Below are 18879 nucleotides of genomic sequence, written 5' to 3'. Positions count from 1 at the left end.
CTCAATCTTTTTTCTGTTTGCTAGGAAGCTGATAACCCTCTAAGTCTGGAATGAATTCTTGAGGGTCAATCGATATATTCACTTCAAGCTTTTCTGGATGAACATAACTTGTCAGCTCACCATGTTGGTCATATGTTTCACTTTTAATGAGAATGCCAGTATCTTTATCCACCCAAAAACGAAACGCTTCTGTCGTCCCTTTTAACTTTTCATTATTTGTCACCGCTTCATCCATTTTCCCAGCTAATACGATTGTATTATGACCTAACAACGCTTCATTTTGTTTTTCAATCTCCCAATGCCCCATATTTCTTAAATAACTAGCAGCTTTCTCATAAGCGAACAACGACATACTTGAACTTCCAAATGAAGGTCTTTCTCTCAATTTATTATATGAAATAGGCGGATATTTCAAGTCAATACTAAAAGCTTGCTCAGGAGTAACTATGTCTCGTTTTGATTTCTGTTTCGTTTCACTAACTGTATAAACTTTTTGTCCATTAAGTGCTGTATATTTTAACCAGCTCTTTCTGTTGTTATAAAAGTACTCCTGTGTATCGTTCTTGATTCCCGTCGTGTTATCATCTAAAGCGATTATCTTTTCATAGCCTCCAACTTCTTTTTTTGTACTTACTTTATAAGTAACACCCAATGTTCTAGTGGAACCGTCTTGAGAAATTCTATGTTCTTCAAATTTTCCAGCTGCTGAGTGAAAATAATCGATCGAATTTAATAATTTACTCACGACATCCTCTTTCGTCATATCCTCATAAAATTCTTCTTGGATCGGGGGATGATAAAGAGTAGTTTCCATTGTAGGTTCTTGTGAACGGTCTCCCTTAGCAACTGGTTGTTCTGTCAGCTCCGTGACCATAAAATAGCTAGCCCCTATAAGAAAAAAAACAATGACAGCTATAGGTAACAAATGATTGAAAATGGATTGAAATTGGGGCTGCTTCTTGTGACCTTTTCGAAGCCTCTGCCTTACTTTTTCTTTCTGTTTCTCATTAAAATGAATGTCCTTGAATGCCGTGTCATCCAATGCCTTGCCTATATTTTTAAACATATCATTCATTCATCTTGCACCCCTCCATTGATTTTTTGAGCAAAAGGCGAGCCCTATGAAGTCGAGACTTAATGGTTTGTAAACGCAAATCTAACAAATCAGCTATTTGGTTATAGGGCAGCTCTTCATAATAATATAAAATAATGAGTTCTCGGTAACGTATTGGTAGAGCAAGAATCTTTTCAGAAAGCAATCGTTTTTCCTCCTGTCCGACTAATTCCAACTCAGGGGATTCAATTGTACTCTTAATTTTTGAGAAAAATTCTGTCAGCACAATATTTCGATAAGACCAGCTTTTTAATCTATCTTTACATAGATTGACAGTAATTCGATATAACCATGTTTTATAGGAAGATTCATTCCTGAAATTATCTAAATGCTCATAGCACTTTATAAATACTTCTTGCGCAATATCTTCCGAAAGCTGCTTGTGCTTCATATACGTAAAGGCAAGACGTGCTATGTCATCTCCATATGCCTTCATCAACCATTCAAGCCTCTCCTCCTTACTACATTCACTGCTAACTTCTATTGATGATCTCGCATGTTCAAGCATCCTCCACACCCTTTCAATTATTAGACGGAGTTGGTGCTATTTGGTTGTAATCAATTTACTATAATAACAATGGATTTGTAATAGCAGTAAAAGAGAGTATGAGAGATTCTTGTGTTATGATTCAATAGTAAAATGCTAATAAATGGTGAAAAAGGGGAGTAGTATGCATACACAATTCGAATTTACTGTTTTTCCTCAATTGGAAACAGATCGCTTTATTTTACGAAAAGGAAAAATGGATGACCGCCAAGATATTTTGAGACTTTATTCTAATGAAAATGTAGTGAAGTACCTGCCATTACCATTGTTTGCTTCAGTTGAAGATGCTATTGATGAAATCAATTGGTATGAGAAAATTTTCAAAGAACAAAAAGGCTTAAGATGGGTAATCGAAGAAATTCAGACCAACAAAGTGATTGGCACATGTGGCTATTTGAATTATGAAAAAGAGCATAATCGTATAGAAATTGGTTATGATTTAAACCCTGATTATTGGGGGAAGGGTGTGATGCAAGAGGCTTTAAACGCGATTATCCATTTTGCCTTTACATCCATGGGAATCAATAAAATCGAAGCAAAAATAGAACCAGAAAACACAGCATCTATCAAACTAGTAGAGAAATTAAATTTTTCTCAAGAGGGTCTTTTGAGGCAACATGAATTTGAAAAAGGGAAGTATGTAGATCTCGCTATCTTTTCCCTATTGAAAAGTGAATTTTAGGAGGTTAGGAAAGTCGCACTCATCATGAGGGTGGCTTTTTATTTTGCTATTACTGCGAGATACATAGAGAATCAGCCATGTTAAACGTAACTATTTAATGGAAAATATTATAAAAATTAACTAGTGTAAGGTATTATTATAATAAATGGCTAACCTTCTAAAGAGGAGTGAGAGAGATGAAGCTCGTAAATGTTGTATTGACAGGACTATTGATAAGTGGATTGTTAATAGGTTGTACCGAGGAAGAAGAAACGAAAGGGGAACAGGTAAAAACAGAAGAAACAACAATCAAACAAGTAGCAGCAGTAAACCCTTCGAAAATTTGGAATGATGTATCAACCCCTGAAGACTTCAATAACTATGAGATTGAACCAACGTTGGAAGCATGGATTGCCTATCATGCCCAAGATATTAACAAAACAACAGATGTTGACGAATATTATCTAAGGGCAGATCGTCTCACGAAGGAAATGCTATATTTTAGGGTTCAAGGGGAAGACCTTCAAAAGGATTTTGAAAATTTAAATGTACTGCAGATTTTGATGGGACATCTGGATTATGTGATATCGGTAGAAAAACAACAAGGTCTTGATACAGCTGAGTTCTATGGAGAATTAACTAAATGTTTCAAGTATTTTACTGAATTACTTCACGATCTCAACGTAATCATCAATAACGATGGCAAGGGTGAAACATATGGGCTCACACACCAATTAGACGGGAGCAAGGTGGACGAACTCGAAAAACTTCTTTATACAGAGGCCGGTAAGGAGTAAAAGTAAAATAGATTTATCAGGGGGGATATTTTTGAGTAATAAACAACTAATTCCTACAAATCAAGTTAAAGAAGAGTTTGAAGCTATTTTATTAGAACATGCTAGTATTGCGCATTGTGAGATTAATTTAAAAAACGGCACGATCAAAAATATACAACGATTAGACACCCGCTATGACGAGTTTGCTTTGGATATTATGAATAATGAATTTTGTTTTAGTCTAAAAGAAAAAAATAACATAAACTTTTATAGAATTAATCTTGAAACATTTAATCAAATACATGCTATCACATTAAATTTAAATAATTATTTTTCTTCTGAAGAAATTAAGGATGAAAGCTATTATTCCAAGTTAATTTATCTTAATCCTCAATATTTATTGTATTTTATTACGAAAAGAGAAATTAACTATGGACATCCCTTTTATCAATGTATTTTTTTAGTAAACACTTCAACAGGAGAGATAAAACGATTAAATCCATTACTTCCAAACGGAGATAATTTACTTAGATTAGATACTTCCAAAAACATCTATCTAAGCAATCATAATCACTTATTACTATTAAAAACCGGGAGAATAAGACCCTTTGAGAAACAAGCAATGTATAATGGAGTAGATATTGAAAATCCTTATCATGACCACCTAGAATCGATTTACTTAATGGAGATTTCATCTTTAATTAACCAACAAAATTTTAATAATGCGACATTACTATCTTTACTAAATTATTCAGGTGCTTCTGAAAACTTACGATATGAGAACAATGTTCTGTCATACGTAGTATCTGATTTTATTAACAATACTAAAGAGTTAATAAAACATGATTTGTTAGACGGGGATGTTTCAAAATTTCAAGATGACCAATTAATACGAGATTATTTAAATTATGATTTTGAAATATTACCAAACTACTATCATTATATCTCTAAATTATCTAAACAAGAAAAAAGTAATACATATAATTTGATTGACGATGAATTGTCGTTTAATTTAAAGCTGAATGAGATAAGCTGAGAGAATTTTAACTTGTTATAAGCATCTGTAATGGAGGATGGATTATTAGGAAGCTATTTGGCATGAATGCGATTTTTTGCTTTCTTAAAGATATTTCCCATAAACAAAAAAGATTGAAGCACATTAGCCTCAATCTTTTTATGGTCGCTTTCATTATTTTACGTTGGGATAAATCATTGTTGCTGGGTCTACATATTCATCGAACTGTTCTTCTGTAAGTAAGCCACTTGCGATGGCTGCTGCCTTTAAGGTCGTGCCTTCTTTGTGGGCCTGTTTTGCGATTTTTGCTGCGTTTTCATAGCCAATATATGGGTTTAACGCTGTTACAAGCATTAATGAATTTTGTAAATTATGATCGAGTACTTCTTTGTTTGGCTCAATGCCTACTGCACAATGGTCGTTAAATGATTTCATTGTATCCGCTAATAGGCGAGTTGATTGCAAGAAGTTGTAAATGATGACTGGTTTAAAGACGTTTAATTCAAAGTTACCTTGAGAAGCGGCGAAGGCAATCGTTGCGTCATTTCCAACTACTTGTGTGACAACCATTGTCATTGCTTCACTTTGAGTAGGGTTTACTTTACCTGGCATAATGGAAGAGCCTGGTTCGTTTTCTGGGATCGTAATTTCACCAATACCTGAACGAGGGCCACTTGCTAGCCAGCGAACGTCATTGGCAATTTTCATTAAATCAGCCGCTAAAGCCTTTAATGCACCGTGTGCTACAACTGCTTCATCATGACTTGTTAGGGCATGGAATTTATTTGTAGCTGATGTAAATTGTTTGCCTGTTAGCTCACTAATTTCCTCAGCCACACGATCACCAAATTCAGGGTGAGCATTGATTCCTGTACCGACCGCTGTTCCACCAATTGCAAGCTCCTTCATATAGTCAATATTTTGGATAATCATATGCTCTGATTTTGAGAGCATGGCTCCCCAGCCGCTAATTTCTTGACCTAATGTGAGAGGTGTCGCGTCCTGTAAATGCGTACGACCAATTTTAATAATGTCCTTAAATTGAGCTGCTTTATCTTCCAAAGTTGCCTTTAGTAAACGTAGTCTTGGTAATAAATAATCTTCCACTTTTAAAACAGCCGCAATATGCAATGCTGTTGGGAATGTATCATTTGAGCTTTGTGATTTATTGACATCATCATTTGGATGAATACGGTCCGCTTCACCAGCATCCTCTAATAGTTGATTCGCACGGTGAGCAATGACCTCATTCACATTCATATTGGATTGTGTACCACTACCAGTTTGCCAAACCACAAGAGGAAATTGATCGTCCCATTGACCATTTAAAATTTCATCTGCAGCCTGCACGATGGCATTTGCTTTAATATCAGAAAGTTTGCCTAGTTTATTATTCGCAATCGCCGCACTTTTCTTTAGGATTGTCATAGCTTGCACAAGCTCGATTGGCATTTGTTCTGTACCAATTTGGAAATTTTCTTTACTGCGCTGTGTTTGCGCGCCCCAAATTTTATTAGCAGGTACTTTAATTTCACCCATAGTGTCTTTTTCAATACGATAATCCATGTCAAAACAGCTCCTTTAGTATGTAAAATTTTCCTCATGTACAGATAAAAACGGATACTCTTAGTCTGATGTAAGAATATCCGTTTGATACATGCTTATTCAAAAAAGAGGGGGATTCTGAATGAAGCAATTTGGAGAAAGAAATAATCTATTGATAATGATAATTGTTATCAATTAAAAAGTCAACGGATATGCTTGAAGAAATTTAAGGTGAGAATGATTCGCAATCCTTGCCTATTTTATTCCCGAAATTTAATGGAATAAACCATGTTTTAGTCGACTATCTCTTTTTCTTTCCAAGCTCTTTAAGTGGCTGCTTTTTAGGGATTTTTTCGAACAATATCTTCACATGAAAATTGTTGTCATCAATTTGAAGTACCTCCAACACCTTTGCCTTGCGCCCTTTAATGCGAATATCCTCTTCCACAGTAGGTAACTTGACGAGCAATTGACTTAAAACGGACGTCTTGTTTTCATAATAATGAGTCACAAACATCGCGATTCTCCTTCTGACTTTTGATTGTTACTCAATTTATGAGCGGAGGATAATAGTTAGAACTTTGGAGATGGTGGAAGACGCTGAAGAGTGATGAAAAATGTTAAAGGTGAACATCAAGTGAGGGAATCCGCGCTCAAGAAGGATTTCTAAGTGATCAAAAAGGTAGACAACCCGCTCAGAAAGGAAGTCTAAGTGATCAAAAAGGTAGACAATCCGCTCAGAAAGGAAGTCTAAGTGATCAAAAAGGTAGACAACCCGCTCAGAAAGGAAGTCTAGGTGATCATAAAGAGAGAAAACCCGCTCAGAAAGGAACCCTAGGTGATCATAATAGAGAGGCAACCCTTTCCAGAAAAAAATCCAAGGTAATCATGGAATGAGGGGCAACTTGCTTATTTAAGAGAATTGATCAGCAAGCCACTGCGAAATAAAATTGCAAGGGAAAACACTACTGCATGTTGCAGGGAAATCATTCACTTAATCAGTTAGAGAGGAGGTCAATGTCAGCTTATTTTATAAGAAAATCAAAAATATGACATGATTTTACCTTTGGAAATTGCAACTTTCGACATGTTTTTTATTTATTTCTCGGGAAATATCTCATAGCGAATTGTGAAAATGGTAGGGACTTCGTCAGCTGTTTTAGGCTATTTATGTGGTGGCTGGCTCGAATGGATACATAAAAAGGTGATATTTTAATCAAACAGGTGGGTGGAATACGTTTCAGCTAGGGGGATGTTCGCTATAATAAGAGTAAGGAGGAAATGAAATGTATTTAAAGTCATGTAAGGTGTTACAGGATACGATTCCCAATAAACAGGCGTATCCTTTTAATATTCCAAGCTTGCAGGATTTACATGAGCTGGAGTTCCCGACGAATGTGACGTTCTTTGTTGGGGAAAATGGTTCGGGGAAATCAACATTACTGGAGGCGATTGCTGATCGCTGCGATTTCAATACGGCTGGTGGCGGTCGTCAAAATTTATATGAAGTACATAAGGCGGAATCTTCATTGGGGGAATATATCCGTTTGTCGTGGCTGCCGAAAATTTCGAATGGGTTTTTCCTTCGATCAGAAACATTTTATCAATTTGCCAGTCATATTGATTTGATAGAAGATCCAAGGAGATATAACGCTTTTGGTGGGAAATCACTACATCATCAATCTCATGGTGAATCCTTTCTTGCGTTATTTATGAATCGTTTTAAGGGTAAAGCCATTTATTTATTGGATGAGCCTGAGGCGGCATTGTCACCAACGAGGCAGCTGAGCTTGCTGAAAATAATGAAGGACCTTGAGCATGAGGCACAATTTATTATTGCTACACACTCACCCATTTTGCTTGGCTATCCGAATGCAACGATTTATAGTTTTGATCAAGGAGAAATTGAATCCATTCGCTATGAGGATACCATTCATTACATCGTGACCAAACGTTTTTTGGATGCACCACAGTCGATATTAAGAGAGTTATTTGATGAGGAGAGGGAATCATGAATCAACGAAAAGGCTTAATCATGCGAGAAATTCGATTGGATGAAATGGCACAGTCCATTGATTTACTGAATTATGTCTTTCAAATGTCAATGTCCATTCACAAGGATCGTCGCTTTGTGAATGCGAAGAGTAGGCAATTTAATGAAGGGCATGCTATCGGGTGGTTTGATGGTTCACAGCTTGTATCGCAAATTTTAAGTTTGCCTTTTGAGGTGAATGTGCATGGCAAGATTTATGAAATGGGTGGCATCACAGCAGTTGGGACATACCCTGAATATTCAGGACATGGCTTAATGGAGAGCTTGATCATTGAAAGTCTGCAAAGTATGCGAAATGAAGGACAGTATATATCCTATTTATTTCCATATTCTATTCCTTATTACCGCAAAAAGGGATGGGAAATTATGAGTGATATTGTGGAGTTTCAAGTGAAGGATACACAGCTTCCTCATTATGCTGGGCTAAATGGGAAAATTCGCAGAGTTGATCCGAAGCATGAGGATGTGGTGGATATCTACGCACGCTATGCGCAGAAGACGCATGGGGTAATGGTGCGCAATAGTATTGCCTGGAACGAGAAATTTCAGGAGGATTTCTGGGAGGAGAAATTTATAGATAGTGATGTGAACCTTCAGGCAGCGGTCTACTATGATGAAGAAGATGTGGCACAGGGCTACATGTTCTATCGTATTATGGAGGAAAATTATTACATTGATGAAATCGTCTATTTGCAGGAAGAGGCTCGTAAAGGTTTATGGAATTTCGTCTCGGCTCACAGCTCAATGGTCTACAATGTCTACGGGAAAACAACTGGTAATGAAGCGGTAGCCTTTCTATTAGAGGATAGTGAGATCATTCAAAAGGTATCGCCATATTTCATGGCAAGAATCGTCGATGTCAAAGAATTTTTACTGCGCTATCCATTTGTCGGTCAGAATTTCGAGCTTCAGCTAGCTGTCAGTGATCGCACTGTGGCGTGGAATAATGGCACCTACATCATCAAAATGAAAGATGGAAACCTTTCTGTGCAGAAGGTAAGTGAGACGTTGGACATGAATGCTGTGCATTTAACAGTGCAAACACTGGCTACTATGCTGTTAGGCTACAAACGTCCAACCTATTTAGAAAGAATTGAACGATTACAGGGACGTACAGAGGAAATTGCATTGCTCGAGGCGGTTTTACCAGTAGGTATCCCAACATTTATTGATTATTTTTAAGTGGTATGGTAAGAGCCATAACGTTGACGGTTATGGCTGCCACGCCTCTTTTAACAGCTCGATGCCCAGCTTGATTTCTTCCAACGCTAATTTACTAAAGCCTAATTGAAGCATTGGTTCCTCATTTTTTTGATGGATAAAAAAGGGGCTTGTCGGATAAACCTTCACACCGTAAGTCGCCGCTCGTTGGATCAGCTGCTGCTCGGAAAGCGGAGACTTTATCTTCACTAATACATATAGTCCTGATTGCTCGCCTAACACGGCTATTTGCTGACCGAAATGTCGTTGTAGCTCCTGTACAAGGTGCTGCATTTTTTGTTTATAGGTCAAACGCATTCGTTTAATATGGCGTGACCATTCTCCCTGCGCCATAAATTGGGCCATTGTGCGTTGATGGAGGGACGAAGCATTTTGTTCAAAATGAGCAAAACGCTCTTTATAGGGCTGAACAAGTGCATTTGGTAGCACCAAATAGCTTAAACGCACACCTGGTAAAAACGATTTGGAGAAGGTGCCGAGATAGATTACCCTTGATGAGTCGATGGAAGCAAGGGCAGGAAATGGCTGTTGTGTATAGCGAAACTCTCCATCATAATCATCCTCTAGAATATAACCATCGACTTGTTGAGCCCATTGTATTAAGAACTGTCGCTGCTGAATAGACATGGACACACCGTATGGGAAATGATGTGACGGGGTGACATACATTAAGCGTGATTGACAGTTTTGGAGTATGTCAAGTTGAGCTCCTGTTTCCATTACAGGTAGTGGCTCTAATTCGAAGTGATGTAACTGGAAGGCCTCACGTGCACCATTATAGCCAGGGTCTTCCAAAAGAATGCTTGGGAAAGAATCCTTTAGTAAAAAGCCAAGATACAAGAGCATTTGCTGTGTGCTACTACCAATGATGATATTGTCGCTCGTTGTATAAACCCCTCTTGCTTGCAGTAAATACGGCACAAGCTGCTCCTTTAGCACTGATTCTCCAAACAGTTCTCCGTATTCGTAACAGGTTGATTCCTGTAATACTTGATTGGCAATTTGGCGCCATGTTTTCATGGGAAAATGTTGCTGATCGACCGCCCCTGCACGAAAATCTACGAGGTATGATGCAGTCTGTCTTTTTGGCTGTAACATAAGAGGCGGTTCCTGCTCCTGTAGAAAAACCTGCTCTAGCGCATTGACGAAATAGCCTTTTCGTCCCTCCCCACGTATGTATCCTTCTGCCACAAGCTGTTCATAAGCGGTTAATGTAGTATTACGACTGACCTGTAAAGTTTCTGCAAGTTTTCGTATAGAGGGCAAGGAATCATCTGTTTGAAGTGTACCTTGCATAATAAGTGCTTTAATTTGCTGGTACACTTGCTTATATTTTGCCTCTTTTTCTGTTAATAGAAAGATTAAATCGTCCATAAGGCACCACCTTGACATGTTAAAATATTTGGAACTGTTTCTTTTGAAATGTCAGATTATTTACTACCATCATACTAGAAGGACAATCAAAAGGAAATGGAGATTAAAATATGAAAATTTGTATGGTGACACAGCAAACGATGGGAGACGTAGTCCCATTATTTAATGCCTATCGTGAATTTTATGGACAATCATCTGATTTACAGCAAGCTGAGCAGTTTATACAGGAGCGAGTGATGGGAGGAGAGTCTATTATTTTTCTGGCATATTTGGAGGAGAAGCCAGTTGGATTTGCACAATTGTTTCCAGTCTTTTCATCTGTAGCTATGAAACGAGCGTTTCTCTTAAATGATTTATTTGTGGCGGAACAAGCCAGAAAACAAGGTATAGCACAGTCGTTGATGGATCAATGCTATGCCTATTGTCAGCAGGAAGGTGCTCGTTACATGATGCTTGAAACCGCCAGAGATAATGTCCAAGCACAGAAGCTCTATGAAAAAATGGGCATGACGGTTGATGAAACTGTTTATTATTACAGTATTTATTGGTGATTTTTTTCGATGTGATGGGAGTTGGTGGAGAGCCCGCTCAATACCACTATAAATCTAAGTTTCATCCCCACCATTGATTGTGACTATGGTGGGGGCTTTGTGGTTATGCGTGGCTCATCCATCCTGCGAAGAGACCTGATGAGAAAAAGCGGGTAATATTTTGAAAGCCTGCTTCACATAATAGCTGTTGGATTTCTTGATCGGAGAGGAAGGAAATATTCATGATGCCCTTGCCCATGCTATCTACCTTTTCTTTTGTATAGCCGGCATCTAAAAAGTAGCTTTGCCATATTTTGATGCGATCTTGTAGCTCGTCACTTTCTCGTTCTCCGTAGGCACAAGCGAGGACAAAGGGCATTCCAGGTTTTAATTGCTTGTGAATATTTTGCAGTAAATGGAGTTTCTCCTGTCGATCTTCAATAAAATGAAGAACGAGGATACAGCTTGCCGCATCGAATTTCGGTGTTGATTGTGGTAAGCGCTCAATTGTTCCTTGTAGTAGCTGAACGCGACTTTCAATATCCAGTTGCACGGCTTTATGTTGCGCGATTTGGAGCATTTCCTCAGATGGGTCAACCCCAGTGAACATCCATTTAGGGTTTGTTGGTCCCCATGCAGAAAGCTCGTTGCCCCCACCTGCTCCTACAACAAGCAGGGATGCTTCTGGTTCCCCTAAGTGCATGCGGAAATAGGCTTGTGTCACGGCAAATAATGTGTCATAGGCAGGCACTGAAATCCGCGTGCTTTGCTCATATGTTCGTGCCTTTTCTAATAAATGTATAGATAATGTACGCATTGTGATAGCCTCCAGTGTTTTATTACCTCTATTACAGACCCTTAATATCTGTAATAGAGTATAAATGAAAATAACAGAAAAGACAAAGGAGAAGCCCTTTGACATCGTTTTTTATTGTAAAACATTTAATAATTAATAATAAAAATAAATAATTTAATGTTTATCATTAAATAACTATTGAAAAAAATGGCACTTTCTTCTATGCTTGTAGTAAACAGGAGGGGAAATAAGATGATGAATAGTTTAATCAGTGCCATTTTGCAAGTGATGTTATTTTCAATGATTCCGTTTATTTGGTGGCTTTGTACAGCGAGAAAAAAACAGCCCTTTTTAACGTGGATAGGATTGCAAAAGCCTATTATTGTGCACAAGGGAAGGTATGCTATGTACATTGTACTTTCTATTTTCACGATGTTAATACCAAGCTTTGCGCTAGTCTTTTTCTATATTGATCACTCCTTGCTAGCGGCGAATCAATTCGCGGGACTTGGAGCTGCTGCCGTCATTCCAGCACTTTTCTACGCTATTATTCAAACAGGTTTATCAGAGGAGCTATTATTTCGCGGCTTTTTATTAAAGAGATTGATGAAGATTTTTGATTTTCAAGTAGCAAATCTCTTGCAAAGTATTATTTTTGGCTGTGTTCATGGGGCCATGCTATGGTCGGTGCTTCCGCTTCATGTAATCTTATTAGTTGTGCTTACTACAGCGCTTGCTGGCTATGTGATGGGCTGGGTGAACGAACGAATTGCTGGAGGTTCCATTGTCACTAGCTGGAGTATCCATAGTATCGTTAATTTCATAGCGGCGTGCTTGTATATGTTTAAATTTTGACTTATTTGCATTTCTTTGCTGTCACTTGCATAATAGGGCAGAGAAGATTTTTTCGTGAAGGGACGTGCAAGCATGACAGAGTGGCCTAAGGGAGTAGCAAAACCAGCAATTCGCGCATTACATGCAGCGGGCTATACAGAATTGAAGCAGCTAGAAAGAGTTGAGCTTTCTACATTAGCTCATCTTCATGGAATGGGTCCAAAAGCTTTAGCAGCGATTGAGGCGGCACTAAAGGAAAGTAGGGAACTTCGTGAATAAGCTGACATTGTTTTTACTGGCGATGGTTGTCTATTATATCCTCGTTGTAGTCGTTATAAGCAAGCTGTTTATTATTCCTATTATGAAAGTGATGGCTCTTATCTTTTTTATAGGGGCAGGCTATATCTTTTCTCGTAAAATGCGTAGGAAATTACAGTAGGAGGTAATATGAAAATTGTTAAATTAACATTCTTTTATTTAGCTATTATTTTATTGGCATTGACGCTGTCCTTAGCGGGTGTTCGTCTATCCATCTCTCTTGGGATATTTGCATTAATTGCGGTAGGGATGATTTATCGCCATATACATATTTTATATCGCACAAACAATATGGAGCAGGTGGATAAATGGGTTAAAAATCACCGAAAAGAGCCTATATTTGCTGCTCTCTATGCATCAGCTTACGGGACAAAAGAGGAACAGATTCAGGCAATCGATGTCATCATCCATCATTATAAGCAGCCAGCCATTAAGTACAATTACCTCTTTATTAAGGCCATTATGGAGGAGAATCTTGGTGCTGCTAAAGTAGCCGCAAGACAAATTGATAAGGAGCCTTTAACTAGCTATGCACTATGCTATATTGCTGCGCTAGAAGGTCGAGCGGCCGATATGAGAAGTGATAAACTAACACAGCCGTGGATGCAACCTGCAATTGAAGCGGTCTATGCCTGTACAATAAAGGATCAGGCTAATTTCCGCCAATTCGCGGATGCCAGCATCCAACAAGCACGTGGCATACAGAAATACGGTTTAATACATAATTTTAAGCAAATGGAAGATGAATTGGTAAAGGCATAATGGAAGGGCTACTTGATAACAGTATCAGGTAGCCTGATTTTGTGTCAAAAATCATAAATTAATTCAATGAGGTGAAAATGTTTGTCTAAAATGGATCAAATGATGCAGATTTTATGGATGTTGAATTCAGGTAGGAAAATTACCGCGAAAGAAATCGCTGAAAAATTAGAGATTAATATCAGATCCGTTTACCGCTATATTAACTCACTTTCTGCCAGCGGTGTGCCGATTATAGCTGAAACAGGTCATCATGGAGGATATACCCTGTTAAATAATTTTATTAAAAGTCCTCTTATTTTTGATGTTGATGAGAAAGCGGCATTACTTCATGCTTCTATTTTTGCAAAAGAAGCTGGCTATTTTTTAGATGAGGCATTAAACAGTGCAACAGCAAAGCTTACAATGTATTCAAATCAAGAGCAAGAAAGAATGATTCAACAGCATTTACAAGGTTTTGAGATAATCGGTCCTGTAGAATCCTCATTGGAGCCTCTATTAAAAAAATTAGAAGAGAGTATAGTAAAGGAAACATCTATAGAAATGGAATACCGTACTAATAGCGAAGTGCAATCTAAGTCGAGGGTGGTCAATCCATATGGTTTGGTTTATTGGAATCAAAACTGGTATGTCGTTGCATTTTGTCATGTAAGAAATGAAATCCGTACTTTTAAAGTAGGCCGAATTAGCAGTCTGCATCAAACAGTCCTTCCCTTCCAACGACCACAATCTTTCTCTGCCAGTGATTTTTTTATGAAAAGCCTATTTCCCCAAGCCGAAGATAATCAGAACCTTGTGCCCTTCATCATTTGTGGAAAGACAAGTGCTGTGGATGCGATCAGTCAGCATTGGTTTTTAAAGTATCACCTCAAAGAACGCACCAATAAGAACGCAATATTTTTAGTAGATGAGGAAGCATTACATACATATGTACCCTATTTACTTTTTCCCTATGGAAAATCAATCCAAGTAGTAGAACCTATAAGTCTAAAGCAAACGATAATTGACGTTCTCTATGAGCTTATACATTTTTATGAAAATGAAAACTTTACTGACGGAGAATGTCAGTAAAGCTTTTTTATACTAAGCATAGTTTCATTCATAAAAAGGAGTGTTTATTATGCAGACAAGAAAAGTATATCTTTATGTATTTGATACGATGGCAGATTGGGAGATAGGATATTTAATGGCCGAATTAAATACAGGTAGGTATTTTAAAAAGGGGTTAGAGCCTTTAGAGGTGATGACAGTAGGGATTGATAGAAGTCCTGTTACGACGATGGGTGGCATCACCATACTTCCGACGATGACCGTTGCTGAATGTCACTTGAACAGCATGGATGTCTTGATTCTTCCAGGAGGCAATACATGGCTAGAATCTATTCATGACCCTGTATTGAATAAAGTCTCAAAAGCGTTGAACGAAGAAGTTTTCGTAGCTGCAATTTGTGGTGCAACGTTCGGTCTCGCAAAGCTTGATTTGCTTGATACAAGACACCATACGAGCAACGATCTCGAATACTTGAAGATGCTTTGTCCACATTATATTGGGGATGAACATTTTAAACAGAAGCCAGCCGTAACTGAAAGGAATTTAGTAACGGCATCTGGCATTGCACCGTTGGATTTTGCCTACCATGTTTTGAGGCTGCTCGATGTTTTTACACCAGAAACATTACATGCTTGGTATAAGCTTTATGAGACGCAGGAGAAAAAATATTTTTATGAATTAATGACATCCATTGAATAATAATTAGTCTAAGAAGAGCATGTTCATTGTTAAAACATGCTCTCTAATTTTTTGCATTAGATTTTTTATCCAACAAAATGCCTCGCACAATACCCATCATGAAGATGCCAAATAACAGCAGTAAAAATAAGTAAGCATGCCATTGCTGTAAAATACGTTCGCGTCCTAAAGCCACCGTAAGATCATTGAAAAGGGAGTAGGTAAAATACAATAGAATACTATTTTTGATGAGACAAAACGTTAGGATGCCATTTTGTCGCTGTCTATGGGATAGTGGTGCTTTATTTTTACGCATCACTGGATAAGCGGCCTTTATCTCCAAATAGTGTAAAAGTAGAAAGAGCATAAGAGCGACAAAGGGTAAATAAAAAATAGCGATTTTTGGTCCGAATTGGGCATGGTCACTCGTAAAGCTTTGCAAGACAGGAATCGTGGCTGGGAGCTTGCCATATTGAATAAGTGTCGCTGTAATACCAGCTAAAAAAATAGTCGCCACAATAACAGTTAGCTGGTGACAAAAGCGTGGTGTAGGTGTTTTTTGTTGTATATGCATCCTTGCTCCTCATTTCCATCATCATTGATAATAACAATCTGTTATACTGTATCATAGAATGATTGCTTTTTGTGCTAGAGAAAGAAGGATATTATGGAATACTTGTTGTTTTTACTAATTGGCATCATTGGGAATGTCATTGGTACGTTAGTTGGGGGTGGTGGCTTAATTACCTTGCCAACGATGATGCTAATGGGGGTACCCGTCCATTCGGCAATTGGCGCAAATAAAGTGTCCAATATGGTGAGTGCTTTTTCGAGCTTTTATACGATTTATCAACGTAAGGAATTAGCCTGGAACGAAATGCGTTCGGTGTTACTTGTCTCTTTAATCGGAGGCACATTGGGTGGACTTTTCGCTTCCTTCATGAGTAGTCAATCATTGACGTTCATTGCTATTATTTTACTTGGCTTTGCGCTTGTCATGTCCTTTATGGGGGGAGCTGATTTTGGCGACAAGGAACGCTTTACGATGAATCGAAAAAACGGTCCTATCCTTCTTGGAGTTGGCTTTTATGACGGTATGTTTGGTCCTGGCAGTAGTACATTGGCGCTTTATACATATGCACATGAGAAGATTTCCTATATTAAAGCCGTGGGGCTATCACGGGTAGGGGTATTTGCAATGTGCTCAGGCGCAGCGATTACCTATATTGCTACAGGGAAAATTGAATGGCCCTTAACGCTTATTTTAATGATTGGCTCGACGATTGGTGCACAAATTGGGCTTGTGCTAGCCAGAAAAGTGAAGGCACATCAGGTAAAGCTTTTACTGCGTATTGTAACGATTGTGCTGATTATACAGCTTGTTTATGATTTCATCCATCAGCTTTAGGAGGTGATTGTCCTGTTTGAAATTTCACCCTATCCAACCTTTTCGTGGTCGCTATCGCGTCATAAAACATTGACAAGCTGCGCCCGCAAATATGGCTATGAATATTACTTTTCACATAACGGGTGGCTCAGTTACAATGTGGAACCATATCATCAACAGGTGTATCGCTTAAAAAAGCTGCAATCGATGCCTATTTTATTTGGGCAAATTGTCCATCGATACATTGAGCAGGCCATTAATGATTATTTACAAACAGGAAAAGCTCCGACTGTAGAGGAGCTAATTCAATTAGGTCGCGGGCAGCTGAATGCAGCCTTTATTGACTCCACTCGTCGTCTTGACTTTTGGAGGCAAAAGCCGAATAAGTATTATATGATGCAGGAAATCTATTATCATGGCACACTTTCTCCTGAGCTTGTGCAAGACTACAAAGAACGTTTACGACTTGTCTTTAATCATTTTTTGATGAGTGAAACATTTCAGCAGATCACCTCACAAAAAGGCTCGCTCCGTATCGGAGAACCAGAGCAATTCCGCTCGATGAAAGTGGAAGATGTCCAGATATTCGTTGTTATGGACTTTCATTATTATGATGAACTGAGGGATAAATGGATTATTGTTGACTGGAAGACTGGTGGAGAGTCTGATGATGACCGTCAGCAATTAGCCCTCTACGCTTACTATGTTCAGCAAAAATACCGAGTGTCTCTAGCACAAATCGAGGTCTATAATGAATATTTATTAACAGGCAAGCGCAAGAAATATAGTTTTACAGACATCGATATGGAAAATATTTTGTATACGTTTCAGCGCAGTGTTTTAGAAATGAAAAAGTATCAGGCAGATATTTTTTCCAACGAGCCCGTAGACATCGAGGACTTTGAACAAACACAAGAAAACTGGCATTGTCGTGGCTGTAATTTTAGGGAGCTATGTGAATCAAGATGAAAAATGAAGCGAGTGCTAAAATAGCCTCTCGCTTCTTTTTAAGAGATTTTCGTATAATGAGCTTTTGTGCTTTTTTTAATAAAGTAAAGAAAAATTAATTGTATAAGCACAACTATTAGAAACATGATGCCCAAAATAACGAATGAAACCATTTTCACTTCAGGTGTTTGCACAATCCCTGCACCATCCACATCCCTTGCCCCAATAAATACGGCGATGCCAGAAAAAATCAATAACCACACAATATTTACAGCCCACCAAAATATTTTCATACCTAAAATGAACACCTTCTTTCTTCTTGTAATTTCCTCTTATTGCTTAATCATATCAATTTACCTTAAATTTGGAAATGCACTATAGACGGTGCTACATCTCAGCCTGCAGACGGATTGACTCTTTTTAAAATAGTTGTTTTTATAGGCTTCATTTCTTTTTAAGGATATATATGGTAAATTGGTGTATGCATATTTGTATATCACCTAGTCAAATTTTAGAAAGGAGGCAGCATATGATAAACAATAAAAAGACGTTCATAGGGTCAATCGTTATGTTGGGTATTTGTATGTGTCTGTTTTTTCCGTATCCCTACAATGAAGCGATGATGGCACATACTACCTTCATGTCAATTCCTATCGAAACACAAGATGGATACGTGTTACTTGGCATCTTTTGCTCGATTTTATTTATAATTGCTATGATATTACTACTTAGGAGCATCAACAAATATCATTTTCGAACATTTGTCATTGTAGTATTACTTTATTCATTATTACCCCATTTGCTCATTGTGGCATATCAAGAAACCTTTGCTAGTGGCATTATGGCCATTTCATACAAAGGGGATGGAGCATGTCGTTTTGATATGGTAGGAAAAGATTTAATGAATGGGGAATGTACCATTGTCTTACATAATCGAAGCAATGAAGCTGTGTCCTTTGATTTACAATTTATCGATACGAATTTTTTTAAAGGCGATAAACGGATGAATTCACTTATGAATATAACAGGGCCATATCATGTGACCATCGAGGCCAATCGTGAAAAAGCTATTCATCTAAAGGAATTACTCGATTTAACAAATGTTCCTAATCATATAGAGGGAGGTGTTTCCTCCAATGTGCATGTGCAATTAATAGACGGTGACAAGGAAAGAACTTTATAAATAGTCGATGCGGGGAAAATATTTTGCGTCTTATACATAGTTTCAACGTTGCATTTGCTTTTGTGGTAAACTTGTATTAGATTATAGTA

At 37.9% G+C, this 18879-nt stretch carries 23 protein-coding genes; 15 read left to right on the top strand and 8 right to left on the bottom strand.

Going from position 1 to position 18879, the window contains the following annotated elements; all coding sequences use genetic code 11:
• Position 1 precedes the first annotated feature (1 nt).
• Both V1L66_RS13750 and V1L66_RS13745 read right to left on the bottom strand, forming a co-directional pair.
• Complete coding sequence (locus tag V1L66_RS13750) at positions 2-1075, bottom strand: hypothetical protein (protein ID WP_333004524.1); 1074 nt, start codon at positions 1073-1075, stop codon at positions 2-4.
• Positions 1068-1622 (bottom strand): sigma-70 family RNA polymerase sigma factor, encoded by a 555-nt coding sequence (locus V1L66_RS13745; protein WP_333004526.1) that lies wholly within the window; start codon positions 1620-1622, stop codon positions 1068-1070. The genes V1L66_RS13750 and V1L66_RS13745 overlap by 8 nt, the downstream gene beginning before the upstream one ends.
• 163 nt (positions 1623-1785) lie before the next feature.
• Here V1L66_RS13745 and V1L66_RS13740 point away from each other — a divergent pair, with 163 nt between their 5' ends.
• From V1L66_RS13740 to V1L66_RS13730, 3 genes are all read left to right on the top strand, one after another.
• Positions 1786-2343, top strand: coding sequence for a GNAT family N-acetyltransferase (locus V1L66_RS13740; RefSeq protein ID WP_016995133.1), 558 nt, complete (start codon positions 1786-1788; stop codon positions 2341-2343).
• Between the two features lie 176 nt (positions 2344-2519).
• On the top strand, positions 2520-3119 hold the full coding sequence (locus tag V1L66_RS13735; RefSeq protein ID WP_333004530.1) for a hypothetical protein: 600 nt from the start codon (positions 2520-2522) through the stop codon (positions 3117-3119).
• A 31-nt stretch (positions 3120-3150) separates the two neighbouring features.
• Positions 3151-4134 (top strand): hypothetical protein, encoded by a 984-nt coding sequence (locus tag V1L66_RS13730; RefSeq protein WP_333004533.1) that lies wholly within the window; start codon positions 3151-3153, stop codon positions 4132-4134.
• Positions 4135-4287: 153 nt separating this feature from the next.
• On the opposite strand, the gene fumC is transcribed toward V1L66_RS13730, so the two are convergent.
• A complete protein-coding gene (gene fumC / locus V1L66_RS13725) occupies positions 4288-5679 on the bottom strand; it encodes a class II fumarate hydratase (protein ID WP_333004535.1) in 1392 nt (463 codons plus the stop codon).
• Positions 5680-5959: 280 nt separating this feature from the next.
• Positions 5960-6175 carry a hypothetical protein gene (locus tag V1L66_RS13720; protein WP_312130176.1) on the bottom strand — a complete coding sequence of 72 codons (216 nt, stop codon included), beginning with the start codon at positions 6173-6175 and terminating at the stop codon, positions 5960-5962.
• A 769-nt stretch (positions 6176-6944) separates the two neighbouring features.
• On the opposite strand from V1L66_RS13720, the gene V1L66_RS13715 reads away from it, so the two are divergent.
• Positions 6945-7673: an AAA family ATPase gene (locus V1L66_RS13715; RefSeq protein ID WP_016993352.1), complete on the top strand. Its 729-nt coding sequence runs from the start codon at positions 6945-6947 to the stop codon at positions 7671-7673.
• Positions 7670-8893, top strand: coding sequence for a GNAT family N-acetyltransferase (gene eis / locus V1L66_RS13710; RefSeq protein ID WP_333004540.1), 1224 nt, complete (start codon positions 7670-7672; stop codon positions 8891-8893). Before V1L66_RS13715 ends, eis begins: the two co-directional genes overlap by 4 nt.
• A gap of 30 nt (positions 8894-8923) precedes the next feature.
• On the opposite strand, the gene V1L66_RS13705 is transcribed toward eis, so the two are convergent.
• Entirely contained in the window at positions 8924-10306 is a 1383-nt protein-coding gene (locus V1L66_RS13705; protein WP_333004541.1) for a PLP-dependent aminotransferase family protein, read from the bottom strand.
• A gap of 110 nt (positions 10307-10416) precedes the next feature.
• On the opposite strand from V1L66_RS13705, the gene V1L66_RS13700 reads away from it, so the two are divergent.
• Positions 10417-10857, top strand: a complete 441-nt coding sequence (locus V1L66_RS13700) for a GNAT family N-acetyltransferase (protein WP_333004542.1) — start codon at positions 10417-10419, stop codon at positions 10855-10857.
• Positions 10858-10960: 103 nt separating this feature from the next.
• Here the strand turns inward: V1L66_RS13700 and V1L66_RS13695 are convergent, their stop codons facing one another.
• Positions 10961-11653, bottom strand: a complete 693-nt coding sequence (locus V1L66_RS13695) for a class I SAM-dependent methyltransferase (protein WP_333004544.1) — start codon at positions 11651-11653, stop codon at positions 10961-10963.
• 231 nt (positions 11654-11884) lie between these two features.
• Here V1L66_RS13695 and V1L66_RS13690 point away from each other — a divergent pair, with 231 nt between their 5' ends.
• The 6 genes from V1L66_RS13690 to V1L66_RS13665 all read left to right on the top strand — a co-directional run bounded on the left by V1L66_RS13690 (position 11885) and on the right by V1L66_RS13665 (position 15293).
• Positions 11885-12487 carry a CPBP family intramembrane glutamic endopeptidase gene (locus tag V1L66_RS13690; RefSeq protein ID WP_333004546.1) on the top strand — a complete coding sequence of 201 codons (603 nt, stop codon included), beginning with the start codon at positions 11885-11887 and terminating at the stop codon, positions 12485-12487.
• A 72-nt stretch (positions 12488-12559) separates the two neighbouring features.
• Complete coding sequence (locus V1L66_RS13685) at positions 12560-12745, top strand: hypothetical protein (protein ID WP_048390683.1); 186 nt, start codon at positions 12560-12562, stop codon at positions 12743-12745.
• A complete protein-coding gene (locus V1L66_RS13680; RefSeq protein WP_016993359.1) occupies positions 12738-12905 on the top strand; it encodes a hypothetical protein in 168 nt (55 codons plus the stop codon). The genes V1L66_RS13685 and V1L66_RS13680 overlap by 8 nt, the downstream gene beginning before the upstream one ends.
• Before the next feature lie 8 nt (positions 12906-12913).
• A complete protein-coding gene (locus V1L66_RS13675) occupies positions 12914-13546 on the top strand; it encodes a hypothetical protein (RefSeq protein WP_131519892.1) in 633 nt (210 codons plus the stop codon).
• Between the two features lie 81 nt (positions 13547-13627).
• Positions 13628-14614: a YafY family protein gene (locus V1L66_RS13670; protein ID WP_258859271.1), complete on the top strand. Its 987-nt coding sequence runs from the start codon at positions 13628-13630 to the stop codon at positions 14612-14614.
• Positions 14615-14663: 49 nt separating this feature from the next.
• Positions 14664-15293, top strand: coding sequence for a type 1 glutamine amidotransferase family protein (locus tag V1L66_RS13665; protein ID WP_333004551.1), 630 nt, complete (start codon positions 14664-14666; stop codon positions 15291-15293).
• 43 nt (positions 15294-15336) lie between these two features.
• Here the strand turns inward: V1L66_RS13665 and V1L66_RS13660 are convergent, their stop codons facing one another.
• Positions 15337-15846 carry a hypothetical protein gene (locus V1L66_RS13660; RefSeq protein ID WP_036081232.1) on the bottom strand — a complete coding sequence of 170 codons (510 nt, stop codon included), beginning with the start codon at positions 15844-15846 and terminating at the stop codon, positions 15337-15339.
• A gap of 93 nt (positions 15847-15939) precedes the next feature.
• Here V1L66_RS13660 and V1L66_RS13655 point away from each other — a divergent pair, with 93 nt between their 5' ends.
• Together V1L66_RS13655 and V1L66_RS13650 are read left to right on the top strand one after the other, a co-directional pair.
• Positions 15940-16680: a sulfite exporter TauE/SafE family protein gene (locus V1L66_RS13655; RefSeq protein WP_004228897.1), complete on the top strand. Its 741-nt coding sequence runs from the start codon at positions 15940-15942 to the stop codon at positions 16678-16680.
• Positions 16681-16683: 3 nt separating this feature from the next.
• Positions 16684-17628, top strand: coding sequence for a PD-(D/E)XK nuclease family protein (locus V1L66_RS13650; protein ID WP_333004552.1), 945 nt, complete (start codon positions 16684-16686; stop codon positions 17626-17628).
• A 38-nt stretch (positions 17629-17666) separates the two neighbouring features.
• Here V1L66_RS13650 and V1L66_RS13645 read toward each other — a convergent pair whose 3' ends face one another.
• Positions 17667-17900, bottom strand: coding sequence for a DUF3923 family protein (locus V1L66_RS13645; RefSeq protein ID WP_333004553.1), 234 nt, complete (start codon positions 17898-17900; stop codon positions 17667-17669).
• A gap of 236 nt (positions 17901-18136) precedes the next feature.
• Here V1L66_RS13645 and V1L66_RS13640 point away from each other — a divergent pair, with 236 nt between their 5' ends.
• On the top strand, positions 18137-18790 hold the full coding sequence (locus V1L66_RS13640; RefSeq protein WP_333004555.1) for a hypothetical protein: 654 nt from the start codon (positions 18137-18139) through the stop codon (positions 18788-18790).
• The last annotated feature ends 89 nt before the right edge of the window (positions 18791-18879 follow it).

The sequence above is a fragment of the Lysinibacillus sp. IITD104 genome (assembly GCF_036698265.2).
Lineage (GTDB): Bacteria > Bacillota > Bacilli > Bacillales_A > Planococcaceae > Lysinibacillus > Lysinibacillus boronitolerans.
This window is presented reverse-complemented; position numbering and strand designations above follow the sequence as displayed.